Source organism: Anoxybacillus andreesenii, assembly GCF_030813005.1.
GTDB lineage: Bacteria > Bacillota > Bacilli > Bacillales > Cytobacillaceae > Robertmurraya > Robertmurraya andreesenii.
In genome coordinates this window covers 58,879-81,599 of the sequence record NZ_JAUSTU010000012.1, presented here as the reverse complement: position 1 = coordinate 81,599, position 22,721 = coordinate 58,879, and the positions used below count along the sequence as shown (strand labels likewise).

Genomic DNA, 22,721 nt, shown 5'->3' with positions numbered 1-22,721 from the left:
GACATTTCTGCCACACTCTTGCACTTTCATGCAAGTTCAGACTATATCATCAAGGAAGAAAACTTTTCATATCTCCTGTTTAATTTTCTCAATTAATTCTTCCTTGTCTCGCGCCCCATAACGCCGTCTCCGTGCGTTATAGTTTACTCCTTCCATATCTCTCACAAGAAAACACACACCTTGCATCTCAATTTTTCGAGGTTTAGGAAGTTTCAATAGTCGTTGAACCTTTATCTTCGTTTCCAAAGATACTTGGCTGCTGATTGCCCAATCCTCTTTATTTTCAAACCTTCACGCTCACCGTTGCCAGTCACGTTGTGGTTAAAAAGGCTCTAAGGGTGTTCCAGCAATTCACGAGATTTTACTCCCGCCATGGTATTAACGGGAACCGCCTTGCTCTACCAAATGTGTAAGCTTAGCAATATCATCTAACCAAGATACGGAACCAGATGATTTTCCATTAACTCCACGTGCAAGTGCGTTTCGTGGTCTTAAAGTGGAACCGTTTGTTCCAACACCGCCGCCTCGGCTCATGATTTCCATGACCTGCTTGCGATGCTCGGAAATTCCTTCACGAGAGTCCTGTACGAATGGCATGACGTAACAGTTAAAGTAGGTTACATCTGTATTTGCGCCTGCTCCATACAACACCCTTCCAGCGGGAATAAAATTAAGATTAACAAGCTCATGATAAAATTTTTCAAACCATTCCTGTCTTTTTTCCTCGGTTGTTTCAACCGAAGCCAAGCCTGTTGCGTTGCGTTTCGCAATTTGCTCATAGAATAGCTCTAATGGCTTTTCTATGACATCAAGTGAACGAGTAATCACACCTGTGCTTGCCTCTTCCTCATTATCAAGGACCCCGCGAAATTCTTCATCCACGAGTACCTGGGCCTTTTTTTCCTCCCAATCAATTTGCAGGATTTGCCCGAGCCCTCGAGCTGGAAACTTAGGATCTTCTTTTATCGTTAAAACGACAAAATCCCCATTGGTTAAGGTGATTTTTTCTGTGTCCTTGAACGTATACCTGTCTAACATAACCAGTCGGGAAACACCTTTATGAGTGATTTTCATATCTGGGGTGATTGGGTGAACCTGAGGAAACAATCGAATATCCTTGTTCAAACGCTCCACATCAATATTCATTTTTTGTCCTAACGCAACAGACATACACACAACTCCTTTAAATGTTCTAATCTTCAAATCTATTAAAAAATAGAATGTATCTGCAAAAATCTAGCTGTAAATCAAATTAATCTTAAAATATCATATCAAAATTATAAAATCAATATATAGTGGTGTAAATATTTCCAATAATACTATATATTGTGTCTTGAGCAAAAAAAAGAAATTTTGTCAAACATAAAAATAACTAGAATCTGGAGAAAAATAGAGATCATATAAGATTTTCAGCAAATAACGATGAATTTCCGCATTTTTCGCCACTTGCACTTTGATTGATATAGGACAAAAGGTGCAAGTTGGAAAATCTCCAAGGCTGTTTTCGCACGGATTGTGGTTCTGGAATGTCCTTAATACCGGCCATTCCGTTTCATACTAGACCTGCGATACGCATAGAATGAGCAGCATAGCAAATCTTACAAAAAATGCTATCTCTTAAAATTCCATTCATCACTCTCATATTTACTGCTTGCAAGCTCTTCTACATATTGCACTTGTTCCTTTGACAGCTCAAAAGGAATCAATTCAATATCTAGCCCTTCTGCAAACCCCTGCTTAAATGCTTGTTTTGCCTCTTCAATAGAGACAGGTTTCTGGCGTATATCATTGATCGCTACGGCTTTATTTTTGAAGGCCTTCTGCATTCTCTCCTTCACTCGCTCGTTTGGATAACGAAATAGGCTAAAGAGTTTGTCCTCATCTAAGTCCAGCAAAATAGAGCCATGCTGCAAAATAACTCCTTTTTGTCTCGTTTGAGCGCTTCCTGCAACCTTCCGACCTTCAACGACAAGCTCGTACCAGCTCGGCGCATCAAAACAGACAGATGAGCGAGGATTTTTCAACGAATCCTTTTCTTCCTCAGAGTGTGGAACGGCAAAATATGCCTCCATTCCAAGACGATGGAAGCCCTTCAAGATGCCTTGTGAAATAACTCGGTAGCTTTCCGTAACCGATTTTGGCATATTCGGGTATCCTTCCGAAACGATGACACTATAGGTCAGCTCATGCTCATGAAGAACTCCTCTTCCCCCAGTTGGCCGGCGAACAAAGCCGAGACCATGCTCCTTAATCGCTGCCAAATTAATTTCCTTTTCAACCTTTTGAAAATAACCAATTGAAAGTGTTGGTGGGTTCCAGCCATAAAAACGAATGATCGGAGGAATCTTTCCGTCACTATGCCAATCTAGCAAAGCTTCGTCTAATGCCATATTAAAAGAAGGAGAGCAATTCCCCGAATCAATAAACCCCCATTGCTTTTTTTCCATATCCAACCCTCTTTGTCCTAGATTTCATGCCTCTAGAAGGACACTGAATAATAGCATATCAAAAGCTCTCAAGAAAAAAAAGAAAGAGGCTTGGCAAATAAATTCCTCAGATTTTAAAAAATTGTTGTAATCCTTTGCTATCAACCGAAATCCCTTATATAATATTATTTGGCACTGTTTTGCGTGGAAGGAGAAAATGATATGAGCACTTTATATTTTTTGCTAATTGTAATTGCTGCAATTCTTGTATACAGCCTGATTACTTGGCTTTATCAGAAAAAAATTGTCAAAACCTTGACCGAGGAAGAATTTCGTGCTGGGTACCGGAAAGCACAGCTAATCGATGTGCGTGAACCAAATGAATTTGAGGCTGGCCATATTCTAGGGGCGAGAAATATTCCCCTTTCTCAGCTCAAAATGAGAATGAAAGAAATTCGTCCGGACAAACCAGTTTATCTCTATTGTCAAAGTGGTATTCGCAGTGGGCGAGCTGCCCAGACACTGTATCGAAAGGGTTACAAAGAACTTTCGCACTTACAGGGCGGATTCAAAAAATGGTCTGGAAAAATCAAAACAAAAAACTAAGGCGCTGTGTGAAAAGTCCCTAAAATAAAGCAAGTGGAGAAAATCGACTCATTTTTCTCCACTTGCTTTATTCAATTATTTCTATAGCGCCTAGTTTATTTCTACATTTTATGGAAAAACCCTCTTTATAAGACCTTCCGTAAATCTTACCCCAGCTGTATGGTAAATCAAAAAAGGAGCTACCCAAGGTCAGTACCCTGACCTTAGATAGCCCCTATTTATTTACGCTTGATATCTCAATATCGGCTTCCTAGCAGCCGTTGTTTCATCAAGGCGTCCCACTACTGTTGAATGTGGTGCCTCTTGAACAATCTCAGGATTTTCCTCAGCCTCTTTGGCGATTTGAATCATCGCTTCAATAAAGGCGTCCAGGGTTTCCTTCGATTCGGTTTCTGTCGGCTCAATCATGATGCATTCTTCCACATTTAGTGGGAAGTAGATAGTTGGAGGATGATAGCCAAAGTCAAGAAGTCTCTTCGCAATATCAAGGGTTCTTACCCCCAGCTTCTTCTGACGTTTCCCGCTTAAAACAAATTCATGCTTACAATGTCTGTCAAATGGAAGGTCATAGTAAGGAGCCAGCCTTCTCATCATGTAATTGGCATTCAATACGGCATTCTCCGTAACTGCCTTCAATCCATCTGGACCCATTGAACGAATATACGTGTAGGCGCGAACATTGATGCCAAAGTTTCCGTAGTATGGCTTCACACGTCCGATAGACTGAGGACGTTCATAATCCAGCACGTATTCGTCACCCTTCTTCGTTACCACTGGCTTTGGAAGGAATGGAATTAAATCCTCCTTAACTCCAACAGGACCAGATCCAGGTCCTCCTCCACCATGGGGACCGGTAAAGGTTTTATGAAGGTTAAGATGTACAACATCAAAGCCCATATCCCCTGGTCTTGCTTTTGATAGAACAGCGTTTAGATTCGCACCATCGTAATAGAGCTTTCCTCCAGCCCCATGAACAATCTCCGCCATCTCAAGAATGTCCTCCTCAAACAATCCAAGCGTGTTTGGATTTGTAAGCATCAAAGCAGCAGTGTCCTCGCCCACAACCCTTCTCAAATCATCGAGATCGACAAGACCATGCTCATTTGATTTAACGGTTACCGTTTCAAAGCCTGCTACAGTTGCGGAAGCTGGATTTGTTCCATGGGCTGAATCAGGAACGATCACCTTTGTCCGCTTCACATCCCCATTTGCCTCATGGTAAGCGCGAATCATCATGAGACCTGTCCATTCGCCATGGGCACCCGCAGCTGGCTGCAGGGTTACTTCATCCATCCCCGTAATTTCAATGAGATGTTGCTGCAGATCATACATAAGCTCTAATGCGCCTTGCACGGAGCTCTCATCCTGCAATGGATGCAAGTGGGCAAACCCATTAAAGCGAGCCACATTTTCATTGATTTTCGGATTATACTTCATCGTACAAGAGCCTAATGGATAGAAGCCTGAATCAACCCCATGGTTACGTCTGGAAAGTGCCGTATAATGACGCATAATATCAAGCTCGGATACCTCTGGTAACCCTGCCTCCTCTTCACGCAAGTAACCATCAGGAAGAAGTGTTTGTACATCCACTTCAGGAATATCCATTTCTGGGAGGCTATAACCAATACGTCCGGGCTTACTAAGTTCAAAAATCAGCGCTTGGTCCTCTTTATGCATGATAATCCCCCAATTCTTTTGCAAAAGTATCGATTTCTTCCTTTGTCCTTAATTCTGTCACTGCGACAAGCATATGATTAGCTAGTTCAGGATAATCACGGCCTAAATCATAGCCACCGATGATTCCCTTTTGTAAAAGGGCTACATTTACTTCCTTCACAGGTTTTGAAAGCTTAACGACAAACTCATTGAAGGATGGGCCCTCAAAAACAAGCTCCAGTCCATTGTCCTTCATGACCTTTTTCGCATAATGGGCCTTTTGAATATTTTGCACAGCCATATCCTTGACGCCTTTACGTCCAAGGGCAGTCATCGCAACAGAGGCCGCTAGCGCATTCAATGCCTGATTGGAGCAAATATTAGAAGTTGCTTTATCACGGCGGATATGCTGTTCACGAGCCTGCAACGTAAGAACAAAACCGCGTCTTCCTTCTTCATCCGTAGTTTGACCGACTAAACGACCTGGAACCTTTCTCATGAGCTTCTCAGTTACGGCAAAATAACCGCAGTGTGGTCCGCCAAATGCTGTCGGTATTCCAAACGGTTGAGCATCCCCCACGACAATATCAGCACCAAATTTCCCTGGAGGTGTTAAAGCTCCTAGTGAAAGAGGATTGCTTGAGACAACAAACATCGCTTTTTTCGCATGGATGATTTCCTCTAATTCCTTTAAAGCTTCTACTCTTCCAAAGAAGTTCGGATATTGAACCATCACAGCTGCCACATCATCGCCCATTAATTCCTGAAGCGCATCAAGATCTGTTACGCCATCTTTATGTGGAACCTCAATAACCTCGATATATTGTCCTTTTGCATAAGTCTTTACGACCTCTTTTGATTCTGGATGAACCGCGCTAGAAATAAGAACTTTTTTTCTACGTGTTTGTCCTGCGCTAAGCATGGCGGCCTCAGCAAGGGCCGTTCCCCCGTCATACATGGAGGAGTTTGCCACAGCCATCCCAGTCAGCTCACAAATCATCGTCTGAAATTCAAAAATAGCCTGTAGCTCCCCTTGTGAAATTTCTGGCTGATAAGGAGTATATGCCGTATAGAATTCTGAACGAGACAGCACATGGTCTACGATGATAGGCATATAATGGTCATAGACGCCTGCTCCTAAGAAGGATGCATTAGCTTTCAAATCAGCATTTTTTGCGGCTAATTGAGATAATTCCTTCATGAGGGCCGTTTCAGATTTTGCCTCTTTAATCTTGTATTCTCCCTTAAATTGCACGCTTTCAGGAATATCATTGAAAAGGTCCTGAACGGAAGAAACACCTATTGTGTCAAGCATTTCTTTTTGATCTGCTTCTGTCATCGGTAAATAACGATGCTTCATGGTTGAATCCCCTCTCTCTACTTTTCTCTTTTATAAAATGGAGTCGAAATCAATTTTGCCTTTGCCCTCTTCCCACGAATCTCTACATCCACCTCAGAATCGAGTGCTCCAAACTCCCTTTTAATTAGAGCGAGCCCGATATTTTTCTTTAGGGTTGGAGATTGGGTACCTGTTGTGACTTCCCCGATTTTTTCGTCACCAGCAAACACTGCATACCCGTGACGTGGAATCCCTCGATCGATCATTTCAAGGCCAACTAATTTACGTGGTACTCCATTTTCCTTCTGCTCTTTTAATGCGGCTTTTCCGATAAAATCATCTTCCTTGCCTAGCTTAACGGCAAAGCCTACACCAGCCTCAAGGGGTGATATTTCAGGAGAAAGCTCTTGACCATAGAGCGCTAGACCTGCCTCGAAGCGCAATGTATCACGACAGCCTAATCCACATGGTAAAACCCCATCGTTTTTGCCAACCTCTAAGATGCGCTCCCAAAGGGAAGCAGCATCATTTCTATGGCAATAAATTTCGAAGCCGTCTTCTCCTGTGTAGCCTGTGCGAGAAACAAGTGCTTTCTTGCCATCAATTACGACATCCTCTTGAAATTTGAAGAAGCCAATTTGACTAAGATCGTCTTCAGTCAGCTTTTGCAATACCTGTTCAGCCAATGGACCTTGGAGCGCTAACTGGGCCATGTCTTCAGAGATATTGTTTAGGGTGACTTCCCCTTCAACATGCTCCTTCAACCAATCAAAGTCTTTGTCTGTATTAGCTGCATTGACAACCAACAAATAGTCCTCATCTGCCATTTTGTAGACCAAGAGATCGTCGACCGTTCCACCATTTTCGTAGCACATCGCGGTATATTGTGCCCCCCCGCTCTTTAGCTTTGAAATGTCATTGGTCATCATTTTTTGAAGAAACTTAAGACTATCAGGTCCTTTCACCTCTATTTCTCCCATATGAGAGACATCGAACATCCCTGCTTTCGTCCGTACCGCTTCATGCTCCTCCTTAATACTTGAAAACTGTACGGGAAGCTCCCAGCCGCCAAAATCAATCGTCTTTCCCCCATAGTTTTTGTAGACATCAAATAGTGGTGTCCGTTTTAATTGTGACATTTCCATTACCCCTTTCTATCAGCAAGCATATTAAACTCATTCTGAAATTTCCTAAAAAAAGGACAGAGACCCCCCTAATCATAAAGTGAGGTCTCTGTCCTGGCACCTGAAAGTTTACCATTAAGGCTTTCCCCTTTGGTGGCTTCCGTGGTGGAAGCGCTCTCCAGAGTTGCGTCAAACAAGAGTTCTTTTGCCTGAGAGATTCACAATTTCTTGCTTGCTCCTTCGGCGCTACGAATGTAGTCTCTCCCCCTGTTCTCATTCGCCATTATAAAAATACCCAATTGGGTCATACTAAAACATACTTAAATTAGAAATTATAGGATAATTTCTTAAATATATTTTCCATGTGACAAAATTTCAAACTTTCAAATACATCCTACCATTAACAATAGGTAAGGGCAACAATAATTTAGAGAGGAGCTGTTTTTATGACGGTAGCAATCGAATTTGATTCCTCATGGGTAGACGGATTTCTCAGGCGTGTGGAAGATGACGGTCCATGGGGAAGCTGGGATCTATATAAGCTCGCTGTCGAAGTGGAAAAGCATACGGTCATTGAAGAATTTGAGGGTTTGATTGCTCCGAAGCACTTGCCGCAGCTGACCCCCTTGCCCCACCAATTGGAAGTGGCCAAGCAGGTCGTTGAAAATATGAACGGAAAAGCCATTTTAGCTGACGAGGTTGGGCTTGGAAAAACGATCGAAGCAGGACTTATTCTGAAAGAATACATGATTCGTGGACTTGTGAAAAAAGTTTTGATTCTCGTACCCGCATCCCTTGTGACCCAATGGGCCAGCGAGCTGACCAGCAAATTCTATATCCCTGCGGTTGCACAGAAGAAAAGCTATGTATGGGAGCAATGTGATGTCGTCGTCTCGTCGATTGACACGGCAAAAAGGAGTCCACATCGCGAGATTATTTTCAATCAAGACTATGACCTCATCATCATTGACGAGGCGCATAAGCTCAAAAATAATAAAACGAAAAACTATGAATTTGTGCAAAGCTTAAAGAAAAAATTCTGTTTACTTCTCACGGCAACGCCGATCCAAAATCGGATCAGCGAAATATTTAATCTTGTGTCCCTATTAAAACCGGGACATCTCGGCAGTGAGTCCATGTTCTATGAAAAATATAAAAGGGATTCACGTTCATTGAACGATGATGAACACTTAAAAGAACTTGTAAAAAAGGTAATGATTCGAAATCGAAGGGCAGATACAGGGATTGAATGGACAGACCGACATGTGGAAACGATCCCTATTCATTTTTCAAAGGAAGAACGAGAATTATATGAGGGTGTTACTGAATTACGCAGAGATGAGAACTGGATGACGTCAAGTGCTTTTGCTGTTATGACCTTGCAAAGGGAGGCTTGTAGCAGTCGCGAGGCCGTCTTTGTGACATTAAAAAATATGCTACAAAAACAGGAGAATCCCAGCCCCTACTTCGAACAGCAAATCCAAATGCTGATAGGTAAGGTTGAGGCAGTAGGGATGAATTCTAAGGCAGAGAAGGCCCTTGAATTGATCCGACAAATTAATGATAAAGTGATAATCTTCACCGAGTATCGCGCTACACAATTATATTTGCAATGGTTCTTAAAACAAAATGGAATAAGCTCCGTTCCCTTTCGAGGTGGATTTAAACGTGGGAAGAAGGATTGGATGAGAGAACTGTTCCAAAAGCATGCTCAGGTGCTGATTGCAACTGAAGCTGGCGGAGAAGGAATCAACCTTCAGTTCTGTCACCATATCATTAATTTTGATTTACCATGGAACCCGATGCGATTGGAGCAAAGAATTGGACGTGTCCATCGACTGGGCCAGGAAAAAGACGTACACATCTATAATTTCGCGATCAAGGATACAGTAGAAGAGCATGTCCTCAAGCTTTTACATGAAAAAATCTCATTATTTGAAAAGGTGATTGGAGATTTAGACGATATTTTAACCAAGCTGGAATTTGGCAATTTTGAAGACTATTTAATCGATATTTTCGGTCACTCCAGCTCCGAAGGGGAGATGAGGATCAAAATGGATAACCTGCAATCGATGATTCAATTGGCCGAAGATCTACAGGAGAGTGAAACCAATGAAGCAGCACGAAATTCATCAATTTCTTGAGAAATACTTTACCGCAAACAATTGTGAAATTGTGGAGAACGGTCAAGGATATATGACTGTTCAGCTAACCGTTGAGCTTGATAAAGAATTGATGAACCGCCCTTTTTACTGGCACTATTTAGAGAAAACAGGTGGAGTGCCTAATCCAATGAAACTAACCCTTATCACGGATAGGCAAATGACACCAGAGCATATCAAGGGGGAGGAAATCCACTTTGGCTCTCCACGACTGCATCAAATTTTTGAATCAACGAAAAATTTAGCTGGATATATTCGCTTATATGAGAAAAATTTATTTTCTAATGGACAGCATGTTCCTCTAAGACCTTGGCTTGGCATCAACCTGAAAATCTCCTATCAATCCGACAGGAAACGGGATGTCTTCAAGTCTATTGGTCTTCAGCTTATCAATGGACAGATGGTCGAAAATTTCCATGAGCAATTGCTACAGCTTAAACTCACACCGAAGATTCCTGACTATTCCTTTACATTATCACCATTAATCATGCCGGGAAGCGGCGTCTCAAGAATTGAAGCCCATTTAAGAAGTAAATTAGAAATAGAAGACCATCAATGGGCTGCAGAGGCAAGAAAACGCTGGCAGCAGGATTTACAATTATTAGAGCATTTTTATGAAGAAGCAGAGGAAAAAGGGGAGAGCTACGAAAATGAAAAAAAAGCACTGCAGGAACAATACGAGCCTAAGGTAAAAATCTCGATCATCAATGGGGGCCTTTTCTACCTCACCGAAAAGGCCATATAAATAAGGTAAGTAGCCTTGCTACTTACCTTTTCCTTTTCAGAACACTAGTAAACACATAAGGGAGCATCCCAAACCAACGAAACCAGAAGCCCTCTTTTTCCTCTTTTCGTGCCTGCTTGATTTTTTTTCGTTCATCCCTTGGCTGGTCAATATATTGGACAACCGTTTGTGTAATATATTTCACATAGTCATTCGTTTTCAAAGTCGACATCCCTGCCTTCCTCTTATTCAGTAAGCAGTATGTCCGAAAATTTTATTTCTAATCTTCAATTCAAGGGTTAATTCCGTTCCAGCCACTTCACCATTTTCTGGACATTCGTATCATAATAGCTCATCGCTACTAAATCCGTTTGTTCATCCGTATTAAGCCGATAGGTAATTTGAAAAAGATCCGTCGCTATTTTACTTATACTGTAGGAAACCGTACCCTCTTCATAAATAAAGTTCCCTTTCGAAGTCAATAAACCCTCTTGAAGTTGACTTTCTACCTTTTTCATAGACAGAAGAAAGTAGAACTGATTTCTTTCAAAATCCTCGATTTCCAATAGATATCTTTTTTCGGAAATGTATTGGTTAAAATGAATGGATAAAAAGGTCATAAATATCAGCAGAATGCAAAGAGTGACCGGAAACATAAAGCCTTTTTCATTCATTACTTATCACCTATATTCAAAATTCATCGCCAATAAACATATGGATGGCTCTGCTTTCTCTCTGACCAAAAATATTGTTTACCTCAATCCAAATGGCGTGATTCCTTTTCTCGAACCGAATCTCTTGAACATTTTGTAAAACAACCTCATGTCCTTTCGCATCTACACGCCTTCTCACCAAGTTTTTATATTGCTGGTAAACGATTATCTCTTCACCATAAAGAAGGGTTAAATCTCCATTTACCACATCACTAAATTCACTTGCTTGAACTTCCTTTTTTAATTGATTGATAAACAGCTCCCATTCCATTTGCTGAATCCGTGCATCGATTGAATTCTGACTAAAAAGAATGGTAAAGAAAAGCGGAAGGAAGGAGGCCACCATGCAGAAAATGGAGAAAGAAAATAGCATTTCCAGCATCGTGAATCCTTTATTATTCAAGCCGTTCACATTTTTCCTGTTGTTCTTTAAAAGCATCTTCATAGCTAATACACACCCTTGTTGGTCTGCTTTCACTGCCCGCTTCCCAATTTATCAGGTAGGAGCCGTTCTTAATGACCTCCTCCCGATCCTCAAAAATCCCTTCCATTAGATAAACATGAAGGACATCATACATGAGATGTGTTGCCGTAATCTCCCTTTGTGTATCGATGGATTGTTTATTTACATGGATATATAAGGGGAGTAGGCTTAAGGTCATGAGAATCCACATCGATAGGGAAAGCAAAAGTTCAACCAAAAAGAAGCCCTTATGATTTGATAACATAAAATCTCCCCCTACCTAATTGAAAGGTCATTTGATAGCGCTCCCCATCGATATAAAAATAAATGGAACCAAAGCTGCTAATATTACCATTCGAATGGTAGCGAAAAAATAGTTTTTGTGAGCCTTCAGAAACTGTTATCTTGTCGGAATACTCCCTTTTGATCAAGATCTCTCCATTCTGCTTTCGTATATAATAGAATTTCTCTGGGATGACAAAATTGACACTCACCAGCTTTTGACTGGTTATGGCATGCTGTTGTGCATAAAGAAGATCGGCCTTTAATTGGGTAAAAAAGAGCTGTTTTTCCAGCTGGATGCTTTGTGTCCTTAATAATAGGCTCGATAAGGAAATGATCAGGAGGAAAATACTTAAGACAATTAACGACTCAATCAGCGTAAAGCCTTTTTCATTACGGGGCAGCACTTGGGGTTTCACCAATAACATTCACTTCGCCTTTTGCGCCAATTTCTACCTTATCTCCATTTGGGCATGTCGTTTGATTAATATACTTTTCCTTTTGCAACTCCTCCAAACTGCTTGGCAGCTTATTTTTATCCATTTCAAAGGCCTGTACCTGAGCTTCGACCATCTTCACAAATGCCTTGCATCCCTTTGAATTAATCGTTGAATTATGCTTTGTAATATTTGGAATGGTAATAATAAGGAGGACAGAAATGACGAGCAAAACGATCATCATTTCGATCAGGGTAAAGCCATGTTGATTATTTTTCATTCATAAATCTCCTTTCTAAAATCCATCTAAAAGCTGGAACATTGGCAACAAAATCGCTAAATACATGGAAACAACAATCATCCCTATGAGGGAATAGAGGATCGGCTGGATCGTTTTGAACATTTTGTCCATTTTGTTTTGTAATTTTTCCAAACAATACTTGCTAAAGAATAATAGCTCCTGCTCAAGCTTCCCGTTTTCTTGACCATGCTTCACAATGAAAATCAAGTCTTCCTCGAAGAATGGATATCTCTTGACGATTTCCGCAAAGGATTCCCCTGTGGAAAGGTGGTCCTGCATTTCTCGTCCTAGCTGCCGGTCGAAGGAGTGCTTCTCATGCTCTTCAAACAATTTCAGTGCTTCCAGGATCGACAAACCTCCCCCTAACAAATAGCTTAACTGGATGGAAAAATAATGGGTGGTATACAATCGAGAGAAGGCACCCATATAGGGAATGGAAACCATTATCCTTCTTTGCTTTATGGGTGAGTACTTCTTAAATCTGAGGAAGTAATAGGACAATCCAACATAAAGAAGGAGCATGAATAGAAGTAGAAAAAGGGGAAAAATTTCTCCTGTTACGTATACAATCTTCATAAACACATTCGGAGACAAGTTCATCGATTGAAATAACGAGGTATACTGTGGAAGGAGTATTTTTTCGACAAAAACAAACAGGAACAGGGTCATCACCATTAATAATAATGGATAGATCATGATTTTCTTTAATTTATCTGCATCACCCTCTCTTTTAAGCATCATCTCACTGCCATCACGGAATGCATCAGCTAAGGAGCCGTGCTGCTCTGCGAAATAAACGAAGCCAACAAGCGTCTGGTTAAAGCCTAAATCAAATAAAATTTTGTGGAGTGGATATCCCTCCTTTAAATCATCAAGCGATTGACGAATCTCCTCCTTCCGTGTTTCACTCATCTGATATGTGACGGAATGAATCGCTTCTGCTAACGGGTAACCACGTGCAAGCAGGTCACCAGTTCTTTTTAGAAAATCCGCTTGCTCCTTTAATTTCCACTTACGACTTCTCATCATCATACACCCAGCGCTCATATTCTGTTTCTTTAATGTATCCTAGGGCAATCCCCTTCTTAATGACATCTTTTAAGGATTTATAAGAAGAGGGATTTTCATGACGTAACACACTAGTCAAGGCTTTACCTGTTAGAAGCTCAAACACACTCGCTCTTTTTTGGTGGCTTGCGGAGAAGCAAAAAGGAGAGCAGGTACCCTCACAATAGGGACATTGTAATTCCACTAGCCTTTGTGCGGCTACAGCAACAAGAGTCTGTTCTATTTCCAATTGATTCACTCCAAATTCTAATAAGCGATAGATGGCTCCCTTGGCATCACGGGTGTGCATTGTGCTTAACACGAGATGCCCGGTCAAAGATGCACGAATGGCGATTTTTGCTGTTTCACTGTCTCTGATCTCACCCACCATAATAATATCTGGATCATGCCTAAGAATAGCCTTCAAACCAGTTGCATAGGTCACTCCAGCCTTTTCATTCACCTGTACCTGCAGAAGTGAGTCCGTATCCTTTTCGATCGGATCCTCAAGGGTGATCACATTCCGATTAAAATAGTGGGTTGTTTCATTAAGCAAGGAATATAAAGTCGTGGTTTTCCCTGATCCAGTCGGCCCTGTGAAAATCAAAAGACCATGGGCATGATTCAAGAGAGCTAATAATTTCATCGTAACAGATGGGAATAGAGAGATTTTGTAAAAAGGAATTTGCTCTTGTTGTGGAAGTAGGCGGATGACAAGACTTTCTTTTTGATTCGCGGGTAAAGTGGATAAACGGAGTCCTACATGGTAACCATTGACTTTGACAGAAAATGCGCCGCTCTGCGGTCTCCTTTTCTCCCCGATATCCATGGATGCAGTAAATTTGAAATGGGAGATTAATCTTTCACAATCTTCTTTGGGTAACTGTAATCTTGGAATCAATCGGTTAGCCATTCTGAGCTGGATGAGGGTATCCTTCTTACGTGGAATGATATGGATATCTGATGCGTGGCAGTGAACAGCGTCTCTAACAATTTTGTCAGCAAGAGCTTCAATCGATTTCAATAATAAATACACCACCTTATTCATTTGTTAATTCTATAATTCGACAGCTTTCTCCATCTTCCTTCTTTTATTTTAAAATTTTTCTGGAATCTCCCTTATCTTTTCCTTGTATAAATGCTCCATTCGCACAAATTATATGTGTAATGATCTCGTTCATCAATTCGACACGTAAATGTGAACATTTTCTAAACTTATAGTGATTACAGTGTTAACCCAACGTAGCTGTATTATAATGGAATAAATTATGCGGCCCCGAGGTGAATTTTGTGGAGAAGACACTCAAAATAACGAATGTTCTATCTGATCCAACCCGTTATTACATTTATCAATACATTACAAAAAGACATCAAGATGTTACGGTCCAAGAAATTGCTGATAATTTCGATATCCATCCGAACGTGGCAAGACTTCATCTGTCAAAGCTCGAAGATGTAAACATGCTCGTTTCTGAGACAAAGAAAACTGGAAAGGGTGGAAGACCAAGCAGACTATACCGACTTTCCGACGATGTCATTCAATTGAACTTCCCTTTTAGAGATTATCAATTGCTATCAAGGATTGCGATCGAAACCTTTGTTTCCTTGGGGGAGGAAGGAAAGAAAGCACTGTACATCACAGGAAAAAGATTTGGTAGGGAAATGATCGAGCAAGAAATTTCCCGAAATCAAAGCACAGATGATTTTACCTTTGAACAGAAATTAAATATTTTGCGGAATACGGCAACCATGGCAGGTTTCTACCCTGAATTTGAAGCAAATGAGGATCATACCAAGATTTATTTTCAAATCTATAACTGTCCCTTTAAGGAGATCGCCCACGAACAAACAGACACGATTTGTACCACACACTATGAATTTCTAAAGGGAATGTTCGAGGCTTTATTTGATTCTGTCGAGCTGATTGAAAAAGAAAACATGATAAAAGGCTGTGATTCGTGCTCATATCATGCTTTGGTCACAAAGTAGCTACAAACTGTTATTTACTTTTCATTGCCGTTTACTTTATAATATGGTAGTGATGGACTTGTAGGATAAAGGAGGGGATACATATGGATCGTATGTACAGAGTAATGGGATTCTGGACTGGCATCTTCGCTGTCATGTTCTTCCTAGGCGACATGTACAATACGTCTCTAATTTTCTTTGCTCAAACAGCATTTTTTGTATTGCTGAGCTACTTGAAACTATCTGAACGTATGTATATCTACATTTTCGGAGCATACTTAACTGTCTTCTTTGTAGGGTTTACCTACTATACGACATTCTTAATGACTCCCGGAGTAGGCCATTAATAGTTCTATATAAAAAAGCGATTGTTTTGCAATCGCTTTTTTATATTCCCTTCTGTTGAACAATCGCATGAAAATAAGTGCTGATGCCGGATGGAAGAATAAGACTTCTAATCGCTCGATTTCTCCGACTTACTTCGGAAAAGGGATTCGGATCATAATGATCCTCTAGTTCTTTTAATATTCCAATCGAAATAAGAAATTCATCCTGGCGCTCCTTGCTGACGAAGCTTAACCCATTCTCTTCTCCTAACCGTATCAGGGAATCAAAATGAACATGACTCGTAATATCCATCTCACCAGGGTGTAGTAATACTTGATTGAATTGTTCGTGTTTATAATACCCCCGTAGGCTCCCATCACGATGGATAGGTTCCATCCATTCTTGATCACTGTAGCCGTAATCTACGGTTACTACCATCCCTCGGATGAGGACATTCGCTATTTTCCTTATTAACTCTTCCATCATAAGAGGAATTTCAATTCTTTGCTTTTCATAGATATTCATCTTGCTTTTCTCTAAAAACATAAGAATTTCTTGATTTTTCAGTGGAACTGCTCTTTCGATTAATTGATCATTTTCGAAAGCTACCATCACTTCGTATAATTCTCCCTCCTGCCTTTTAATAACATGAACAGGAAGCGCATCAAATAACTCATTGGAGAAGATAAAGCCTTCAAATGGACGTATATTCTCTATACTCTCTACTTGTTGAATACCGTTTTCAAAAGTAATCAAATCCTTTTGTCGCTCACGGTGGTAGGGACTAGTCTCAACGATCGTATAATTTAAGGCTTCATTAGATAGATGTCTCCATTCATCGATAAAGCTCCATGCAAACCGACCATTTCCCCCACCGATTTCACAAACTGCTGCTGGCAATTGGTGCTTTTCCTTTAATTTAAAGAACCACTTTGCCAGCTGTCGTCCATAAATATCAGAAATATTACTAGTTGTTATAAAGTCCCCTTTTCTCCCAATCTTTTCAACAGGCTTCATATAGTAGCCAAATTGCGGGTGGTAGAGCGCTAACTCGATGAACTCGGCATATGTGATCATTCTACTTGGTTGTTCTAAAATTTTCTCTTTAATGATCGAAAGCATAATATCTCCTTTTTTCATTTACACTATTGACACAGTAAAAACTATGTATTATCCTAACATAAGTAGCTAAAACTTATCCCCTCCCATTGAATTGAATGAATAGAACATCCCCCGAAAAGCCCTTCTCATCAGAGAAGGGCTTTTCGACGAGTTACGGAATAGTTTGTTACTAAGCCTTTCTCCTCATTTTTGGAGGACAGCGAAGACTTTTTCGTTTCATTCTAAAAGCCATTCAAAAAGGGATTCGAATCCATTTCACTTTCAATGGTTGTCGTTGGACCATGACCAGGCAAAACCTGCGTCTCCTCTGGTAGCACTAATAGCTTTTCATGGATGCTTTTAATAAGGACCTCATGATTCCCTCCAGGCAGATCCGTTCTTCCTATGCTGCCTTGAAATAATGCATCGCCAGACACGACAAACCCATCCTCAAAATAGTAGGAAACACTGCCAGGTGAATGACCCGGTGTCGCAAACACTTCAAATGAGAAATCCCCGACTTCCATTTTTCCCTCTCCGTTAATCACATGATCCGCTGGGTTTACCTTAATCGGTCCCATCATAAAAAATTGTGAACCATTCAAAGCGGGATCCATAAGCCAACCCTTTTCCTGCTCATGAAGATAGACTGGAATATGATATCTATTTCTTATATCATCCACAGCTCCAATATGATCAAAATGAGCATGTGTCAATAGAATGGCCAGTGGTGTCAGCTTTCTTTGTTCAAGATGACGGATTAACTTGCTTCCTTCCTCTCCAGGATCAAAAATCAAACATTTTTTTTCTTTATTGGCGATGATATAACAGTTGGTTTGTAACGGGCCTAGCGGAATCTGTTCCCAGTTCATGAATATCCACCTCATTTTAAAGAAATACTATTCCTATATTACACTAAATTCTTCGGTGGTTGAAGCTGAAGAAATGATCTCTAAGTAGTAAAGACATAGAAGTTTCATTTTTTGACCTCGACAAACACAAAAAAAGCCGATAAAATAAATACAGAATGCTATCATTATGATAAGATACATACAGGGTCCAAACCTGAAAGCAAATGAATGGATGTAATTACATAAAAAGGGGGCTGTAATGATGGGATTAATGATCATTTTTGCGTTAGTTACCTTATTTGCAGGTTACGGTGCATTTTCTGCTCTTAAAAACAAAAATGTTCTAGGTTTAATTTTCGGAGCTGGAACCTTCCTTGTTTTCGGTTGGTTCACAGTTATGACTGTATTACACAGCGGATACCCTGCTGCTCACTAATTGAAAAGCACTGAAAAAGGACTGACTCAAATCAGTCCTTTTTCTATTTACTTTTTCTATTTACTTTTTTATTTACTCCATCTCTACAAGAGTCTGAATCTTTTTAGACTCTAAATCAATAAGTTTTTCTAGATAGAATCCACTTAAGCAGCGCTTTCCATCCGGTGAGCAGCTTAATGGCTCATTTTCTAGCCCCTCAAGCAGCACCTCTTCATCTCCTGTATCCAGATCAATGGAAATAAGCTGGAACCCTTCCGAATAGACATCCGCTTCTGTAGAATATAATGGCTGGAACGATAAAAATCTCTGTTGCCCTTCCAGATAGGTGTAGTATGGTACTAACCAATCGGAATATCGAGTCAATCGAGGTGCTCTAAATGAATAGGTCTCCTCTAACTCATGGGTATAAAATGTGTAAACTGCATCTTGATCATGTTCATTGTCCGGTGCAACAGTTATGACCGCATCTCGAAAGGAATCAACAAGGTATATGCCCTCTAAAATATCATGGCTCTCTTCAGACCGTAAATCAAACTGCTTAGTTCTAGTCGTAAGAGAAGGATTTTCTAGGTCCCAATCGAGATATAATAGCTTCTCGCGGTCCAACCAAGTTCCAAAGGGTTGGGGCAACGACAGCTCTGCCTTTTTCCCACTTTTAATATCCAAATTCCAAATGGAGAAATTCCAATCCTCTGTAAAAGCAGTTAACAGGATGTTTCCCTCATCAAAGGGACTCCACTTTAGAGATAGCTCCGTAGAGGGAATTATTTCAGAATAGATTTCTTCACCTGTATTCGTTATGATGACGAGCTTCGCCTCATTCGATGAAGGGGCTGAATGGATAAGAAGATGTTTTCTTGACGGACTTATTAAGATATCTGCTATGGGAAAGTCACTATGAAACAGCTCCCGTTTCTCTCCATCCTGCAAACCATACGAATAAACCGTAGAGCCCTCATTGGAATCTGTAACATAGACAATGGTGTTATCATCTAACCAGCCGGCTACCATGCTAAATGACCCGTTCTTTATCTCGATGGGGACAATCGATTTCTCTTCTCCAACCTGGTCACCCTTTGAAGGAGAGGTTGGTTCTTTAAGGGATGGTAATGGGGCTGCATCATTTTCTTTTATGCAGCCTGATAAGAGATATAAAAGTACTAGAAATACAAATAAGTTGAGACGCTTTTTATGTAAAGATTGCTTGGACACTGCTTCCCCTCTTCCCCTCTCCTACAATCATTTCTATAATAATCATACGATAATTCGAACGAAATGTTTCAAAAACATTTCAAAAGATACAATTTCATTACTTTAGTCACACAAAAAAGCCGCTACCCGGCTTTTTTGGTTACATATATAGGGCTGCCAAAAAGATTCCCAGAAATTCCTCGTATATTTCTCTAAATTGAGAGAGTGGTAGCGGATTCGTTCCCAATCCGAGTTCAATCGTAAATCCTGGCTTTCTGAACTCTTGAATAAACCAATCCTTATAGCCTGCATGGCTGTCGATGTATTGCACAGCTTTGTAGCCGCTGACCCTCTCAAATTCCTCTGCTAACACCCGTGATTCCCTCGGCTCTAAGCCCTCATATCCCCAATAGAACTCTTCCCCTTGTGTGTGTAATGCCAGCAGGCGATCAAAGGAACGATTGCGTGCCAAATTGGCCATAGCAACTGCTTCAGGCTCTGTTAAAGGAGCATCTCCTGGATAGTCTCTCGGGGCAGGTGCCTTTTCCTCCTTTCGCTCCTTTTCGATTTCCCAATTGGCCGGGTATTGATTATTCAAGTCTACACCTCGAATATTCGCTTTCCAGCCGGTAAAATCAGTGCTTCCCTTGTTGATCCGAATGACCTCTTCCCGTTGTGCTGACGGGGGCCCGCTGATCACTAAGTCGACTCCATCTGGGTTAACCATTGGGACGATAGAAAGATCAACGGCATTGTATAAGGGCATCGAGGATATTCCACGAATCAAGTTGCCATTTGTTAACGATAACAGGAAGGTATTTAATACCTCCATTAAGATTGGAGAGGTTATCCATTCATTTGCGTGAAAGGAAGCATCGAGATGAACCTTTTTTTTGCCCTTCCCGAATCTTATTTCCTGTATAGGCTTTCCTAATACACTCTGACCTATTGTATTAATTTTGATAAATGGATAGATTTCCTTTAGCTTGTTTAAGTCAGAGGTCATAAGCGAAAATGTATAGGGAACCGCACGGTTAGTCAATGGTGAAATGACTCTCTGCGGGAGTTGAATAACATCTCCAACACTTAATTGATTCGGGTTCTTATTCGGATTGACTAAAAGGAGGGCGTCAACAGATAAATTCCTCCTTCTCGCAATCTTCCAAAGGGTATCGTCTTTTTTTATTCGATAGGATATCGTGGTAAATCCCGGGATATGAACGATCTGACCCGGCTGCATACTTGTTGGGTTTAAGTTTGGATTGGAATCGATAATAAGATTTAAGGGAATTAGAAACCATTGACTATAGTTCCATAATGAATCACCAGAACGAACATGAACCTGCATCTCTTCTCCCCCTTTTTTGACTTTGAAAGAACTTGGAAGTCTATTTGGTCGTTAATACCTTACATCCTATGAAAAAGAAAAGAAAAAATGCCTTTTTAAAAAAAGAACCTGCTAAAGAAGCAAGTTCAAATTTGGTTATTCATTGTTTCCCTTTTTTCTTAAGTTTTCGTAGAAGCGCAGCAAATCTCCATAAACAATTTTATCTGAATACTCAAGCTCATACTTGGCTTTTTCTAAGTACTGTTCACAATACCTTTCCTCTGTTATTTCCCCAGTGTCCTTCCGGTAGCAAGTATCACGTGTATAAACATAATCCTTTGTAATAAAGCTTCCGTCCCTTAATACGGTAAATTCCAGCCTATCATCAGCAAACAAATCGGTACCGAAGTCAATATTGCCTTTTGTATCAATTCCGAGCAAATGAAGAATGGTCGGCTTCAGATCAATTTGCCCTGATACGGTTGAAATCGTCTTTCCTTTATGCCCTGGAATGTGAATAATTAATGGAACTCTTTGAAGCTGTGTACTTACAAACGGAGTAACCTCTTCTCCTAGGAATTCACTCATCGCACGGTTATGGTTCTCAGAAATTCCATAATGATCACCGTAAAGAATAATAATTGAGTCATCATATATCCCTTCGTCCTTAAGGCTTTGGATGAATTGCTTTAGAGCCTCATCCTGATAACGAACCGTTGGGAAATAATTATTCAAGGTCTTTGAATTAGAGGTATATGGTTGTACCAATTTATCTTCTTCATCAAGGTCAAATGGAAAATGATTTGTGAGAGTAATATATTTTGCGTAAAAAGGTTTTGGCATTTCTTTAAGATGGCGAATGGATTGCTGGAAGAAATCAGCATCCTTCAGCCCCCAGCCAACAGAGTTTTCCTCCGTAACTTCAAAATCATTAATATCATAAAAACGATCATAACCGAAGGATTGATACATGATATCACGGTTCCAGAAGCTCTTGTTATTCGCATGCAATGTTGCTGTGAAATAGCCATTTTCCTTCAGGATTTCAGGGGTGGCTCTGAACTCATTCCGAGAATGGGTAAAAAACACTGCGCCCCGACCGAGTGGATAAAGAGAATTATCCACTAAAAATTCAGAATCTGACGTTTTTCCTTGCCCTGTTTGATGATAAAAATTATTAAAATAGTAGCTCTCCTTAATAAATTCATTCAAGAACGGGGTGATTTCCTCCCCGTTTACCGTATTGTTAATGACAAAGCTTTGTGTAGATTCCATGGAAATAAGAATGACATTTTTTCCTTTGGCGATGCCAAAAAGCTCATCATTTGGATGTTTATAATTCGCACGAATATAGTTTTCAATATCCACTAATTCACTGCCATCAGCGAGCGCTCTTTGAGCAGAGGATTTCGATTGTAAAAAAATGTCATACAAGTGATAGTTGTATGTTCCTATATTTTTGACAAGCATTTCTCTGTCAAAGGTCCGTGTTAACAATTGAGGGCGTTCGCTCTCTGCTAATCCTAGGTTTAAGAAGGATATAGCGATCGCAATCAGGTAGAACACTCTCCGTTCAACCTTCCCATAGTCACGATTGACAATAAATTTTGGCTTGATTTTGAGCAAGGCCAACAAAATAAAGAAATCCGCAAAATACACTAAGTCAACAAGATGCATTAGTTCTCCCGCACTGCTTCCGAGATCGGCCATATTGCTCGTTTGAAAAAGGACAGGAACCGTGAGGAAATCGTTAAAGAATCGATAAAACACTACATTGGCAAATAAAACGACAGAAATAAGAAAGCTTGAGATCAGGATGTAACGATTTCGGTTTTTCTCTTTTAAGAAAAAACTAATACCCATCACAAACATGAGGAAGCTTAATGGGTTCATAAATAGGATGAACTCTTGCTTCCAATTCTCAATATTTATTTCAAAACTAGTTTTATAGACTATGTAGGTTTTTACCCAAAGTAATAGTATCGCAAGAGCAGGAACAGAGACTTGTGACCCCTTGAATTTTCGCATTTGTTTCCCCCCGTTACTTGGAAAAGTTCTGTGCTTTTTACATTTTTAGGCATCTCCAAAATAATTAAAGATCATCTTAAACCTTTTTTTCTGAAAAAGCAACGGAAATATCTACACAAGTATAGACGAGCTAGGCAAGAAAAAGTTTCAATTTTGTCCATTTTTTGTATTTTTTGATAGCGGTAAAAAACGAAAGAAGTCATCCTCTT

23 protein-coding genes, 1 pseudogene and 1 riboswitch are annotated in these 22,721 nt (G+C 40.3%); of the genes and pseudogenes, 6 read left to right on the top strand and 18 right to left on the bottom strand.

Annotated features, from left to right (window positions below; translation table 11 throughout):
* Positions 1-384: 384 nt before the first annotated feature.
* Together J2S07_RS13445 and lipM are read right to left on the bottom strand one after the other, a co-directional pair.
* A pseudogene (locus tag J2S07_RS13445) lies at positions 385-1,170 on the bottom strand (ribonucleotide reductase N-terminal alpha domain-containing protein); the annotation flags it as partial.
* 440 nt (positions 1,171-1,610) lie between these two features.
* Positions 1,611-2,447, bottom strand: coding sequence for an octanoyltransferase LipM (gene lipM / locus J2S07_RS13440; protein ID WP_307150927.1), 837 nt, complete (start codon positions 2,445-2,447; stop codon positions 1,611-1,613).
* Positions 2,448-2,648: 201 nt separating this feature from the next.
* Here lipM and J2S07_RS13435 point away from each other — a divergent pair, with 201 nt between their 5' ends.
* Positions 2,649-3,032: a rhodanese-like domain-containing protein gene (locus J2S07_RS13435; protein ID WP_307150926.1), complete on the top strand. Its 384-nt coding sequence runs from the start codon at positions 2,649-2,651 to the stop codon at positions 3,030-3,032.
* A 222-nt stretch (positions 3,033-3,254) separates the two neighbouring features.
* On the opposite strand, the gene gcvPB is transcribed toward J2S07_RS13435, so the two are convergent.
* From gcvPB to gcvT, 3 genes are read right to left on the bottom strand one after another with little or no spacing between them, the layout of a single operon-like run.
* On the bottom strand, positions 3,255-4,712 hold the full coding sequence (gene gcvPB / locus J2S07_RS13430; RefSeq protein WP_307150925.1) for an aminomethyl-transferring glycine dehydrogenase subunit GcvPB: 1,458 nt from the start codon (positions 4,710-4,712) through the stop codon (positions 3,255-3,257).
* Complete coding sequence (gene gcvPA, locus J2S07_RS13425; RefSeq protein ID WP_307150924.1) at positions 4,705-6,051, bottom strand: aminomethyl-transferring glycine dehydrogenase subunit GcvPA; 1,347 nt, start codon at positions 6,049-6,051, stop codon at positions 4,705-4,707. Before gcvPA ends, gcvPB begins: the two co-directional genes overlap by 8 nt.
* 17 nt (positions 6,052-6,068) lie before the next feature.
* Entirely contained in the window at positions 6,069-7,169 is a 1,101-nt protein-coding gene (gcvT, locus tag J2S07_RS13420) for a glycine cleavage system aminomethyltransferase GcvT (protein ID WP_307150923.1), read from the bottom strand.
* Positions 7,170-7,341: 172 nt separating this feature from the next.
* A riboswitch (glycine riboswitch) is annotated at positions 7,342-7,431 on the bottom strand.
* A gap of 169 nt (positions 7,432-7,600) precedes the next feature.
* Here gcvT and J2S07_RS13415 point away from each other — a divergent pair.
* Positions 7,601-9,298 (top strand): DEAD/DEAH box helicase, encoded by a 1,698-nt coding sequence (locus tag J2S07_RS13415; RefSeq protein WP_307150922.1) that lies wholly within the window; start codon positions 7,601-7,603, stop codon positions 9,296-9,298.
* Positions 9,267-10,061 carry a YqhG family protein gene (locus J2S07_RS13410; protein WP_307150921.1) on the top strand — a complete coding sequence of 265 codons (795 nt, stop codon included), beginning with the start codon at positions 9,267-9,269 and terminating at the stop codon, positions 10,059-10,061. The genes J2S07_RS13415 and J2S07_RS13410 overlap by 32 nt, the downstream gene beginning before the upstream one ends.
* Before the next feature lie 22 nt (positions 10,062-10,083).
* On the opposite strand, the gene J2S07_RS13405 is transcribed toward J2S07_RS13410, so the two are convergent.
* The 8 genes from J2S07_RS13405 to comGA form a co-directional block, all read right to left on the bottom strand.
* A complete protein-coding gene (locus J2S07_RS13405; RefSeq protein ID WP_307150994.1) occupies positions 10,084-10,263 on the bottom strand; it encodes a YqzE family protein in 180 nt (59 codons plus the stop codon).
* A 76-nt stretch (positions 10,264-10,339) separates the two neighbouring features.
* Positions 10,340-10,714 (bottom strand): competence type IV pilus minor pilin ComGG, encoded by a 375-nt coding sequence (comGG, locus tag J2S07_RS13400; RefSeq protein WP_307150920.1) that lies wholly within the window; start codon positions 10,712-10,714, stop codon positions 10,340-10,342.
* Positions 10,715-10,730: 16 nt separating this feature from the next.
* Positions 10,731-11,198 carry a competence type IV pilus minor pilin ComGF gene (gene comGF / locus J2S07_RS13395; RefSeq protein ID WP_307150919.1) on the bottom strand — a complete coding sequence of 156 codons (468 nt, stop codon included), beginning with the start codon at positions 11,196-11,198 and terminating at the stop codon, positions 10,731-10,733.
* On the bottom strand, positions 11,149-11,481 hold the full coding sequence (locus J2S07_RS13390) for a hypothetical protein (RefSeq protein ID WP_307150918.1): 333 nt from the start codon (positions 11,479-11,481) through the stop codon (positions 11,149-11,151). The genes comGF and J2S07_RS13390 overlap by 50 nt, the downstream gene beginning before the upstream one ends.
* The gene (comGD, locus tag J2S07_RS13385) at positions 11,465-11,926 is read right to left on the bottom strand and encodes a competence type IV pilus minor pilin ComGD (protein WP_307150917.1); all 462 of its coding nucleotides are present in this window, start codon (positions 11,924-11,926) and stop codon (positions 11,465-11,467) included. Before comGD ends, J2S07_RS13390 begins: the two co-directional genes overlap by 17 nt.
* The gene (gene comGC, locus J2S07_RS13380) at positions 11,892-12,215 is read right to left on the bottom strand and encodes a competence type IV pilus major pilin ComGC (protein WP_307150916.1); all 324 of its coding nucleotides are present in this window, start codon (positions 12,213-12,215) and stop codon (positions 11,892-11,894) included. Before comGC ends, comGD begins: the two co-directional genes overlap by 35 nt.
* Before the next feature lie 15 nt (positions 12,216-12,230).
* Positions 12,231-13,262, bottom strand: coding sequence for a competence type IV pilus assembly protein ComGB (comGB, locus tag J2S07_RS13375; protein ID WP_307150915.1), 1,032 nt, complete (start codon positions 13,260-13,262; stop codon positions 12,231-12,233).
* Complete coding sequence (gene comGA, locus J2S07_RS13370) at positions 13,249-14,307, bottom strand: competence type IV pilus ATPase ComGA (RefSeq protein ID WP_307150914.1); 1,059 nt, start codon at positions 14,305-14,307, stop codon at positions 13,249-13,251. The genes comGB and comGA overlap by 14 nt, the downstream gene beginning before the upstream one ends.
* A 266-nt stretch (positions 14,308-14,573) precedes the next feature.
* Between comGA and J2S07_RS13365 the strand changes: the two genes are divergently transcribed.
* Together J2S07_RS13365 and J2S07_RS13360 are read left to right on the top strand one after the other, a co-directional pair.
* Positions 14,574-15,272: a helix-turn-helix transcriptional regulator gene (locus tag J2S07_RS13365; protein ID WP_307150913.1), complete on the top strand. Its 699-nt coding sequence runs from the start codon at positions 14,574-14,576 to the stop codon at positions 15,270-15,272.
* A gap of 83 nt (positions 15,273-15,355) precedes the next feature.
* On the top strand, positions 15,356-15,598 hold the full coding sequence (locus J2S07_RS13360) for a DUF2626 domain-containing protein (protein WP_307150912.1): 243 nt from the start codon (positions 15,356-15,358) through the stop codon (positions 15,596-15,598).
* A 40-nt stretch (positions 15,599-15,638) separates the two neighbouring features.
* Here the strand turns inward: J2S07_RS13360 and J2S07_RS13355 are convergent, their stop codons facing one another.
* The gene (locus J2S07_RS13355) at positions 15,639-16,700 is read right to left on the bottom strand and encodes a class I SAM-dependent methyltransferase (protein WP_307150911.1); all 1,062 of its coding nucleotides are present in this window, start codon (positions 16,698-16,700) and stop codon (positions 15,639-15,641) included.
* Positions 16,701-16,921: 221 nt separating this feature from the next.
* Entirely contained in the window at positions 16,922-17,551 is a 630-nt protein-coding gene (locus J2S07_RS13350) for an MBL fold metallo-hydrolase (RefSeq protein WP_307150910.1), read from the bottom strand.
* Positions 17,552-17,792: 241 nt separating this feature from the next.
* Between J2S07_RS13350 and J2S07_RS13345 the strand changes: the two genes are divergently transcribed.
* Positions 17,793-17,966 carry a DUF2759 domain-containing protein gene (locus J2S07_RS13345; RefSeq protein WP_307150909.1) on the top strand — a complete coding sequence of 58 codons (174 nt, stop codon included), beginning with the start codon at positions 17,793-17,795 and terminating at the stop codon, positions 17,964-17,966.
* 72 nt (positions 17,967-18,038) lie between these two features.
* Here J2S07_RS13345 and J2S07_RS13340 read toward each other — a convergent pair whose 3' ends face one another.
* From J2S07_RS13340 to J2S07_RS13330, 3 genes are all read right to left on the bottom strand, one after another.
* The gene (locus tag J2S07_RS13340; RefSeq protein WP_307150908.1) at positions 18,039-19,178 is read right to left on the bottom strand and encodes a YqgU-like beta propeller domain-containing protein; all 1,140 of its coding nucleotides are present in this window, start codon (positions 19,176-19,178) and stop codon (positions 18,039-18,041) included.
* 139 nt (positions 19,179-19,317) lie between these two features.
* Entirely contained in the window at positions 19,318-20,505 is a 1,188-nt protein-coding gene (locus tag J2S07_RS13335; protein WP_307150907.1) for a M14 family zinc carboxypeptidase, read from the bottom strand.
* Positions 20,506-20,640: 135 nt separating this feature from the next.
* On the bottom strand, positions 20,641-22,512 hold the full coding sequence (locus tag J2S07_RS13330) for an LTA synthase family protein (RefSeq protein WP_307150906.1): 1,872 nt from the start codon (positions 22,510-22,512) through the stop codon (positions 20,641-20,643).
* Positions 22,513-22,721: the final 209 nt, after the last annotated feature.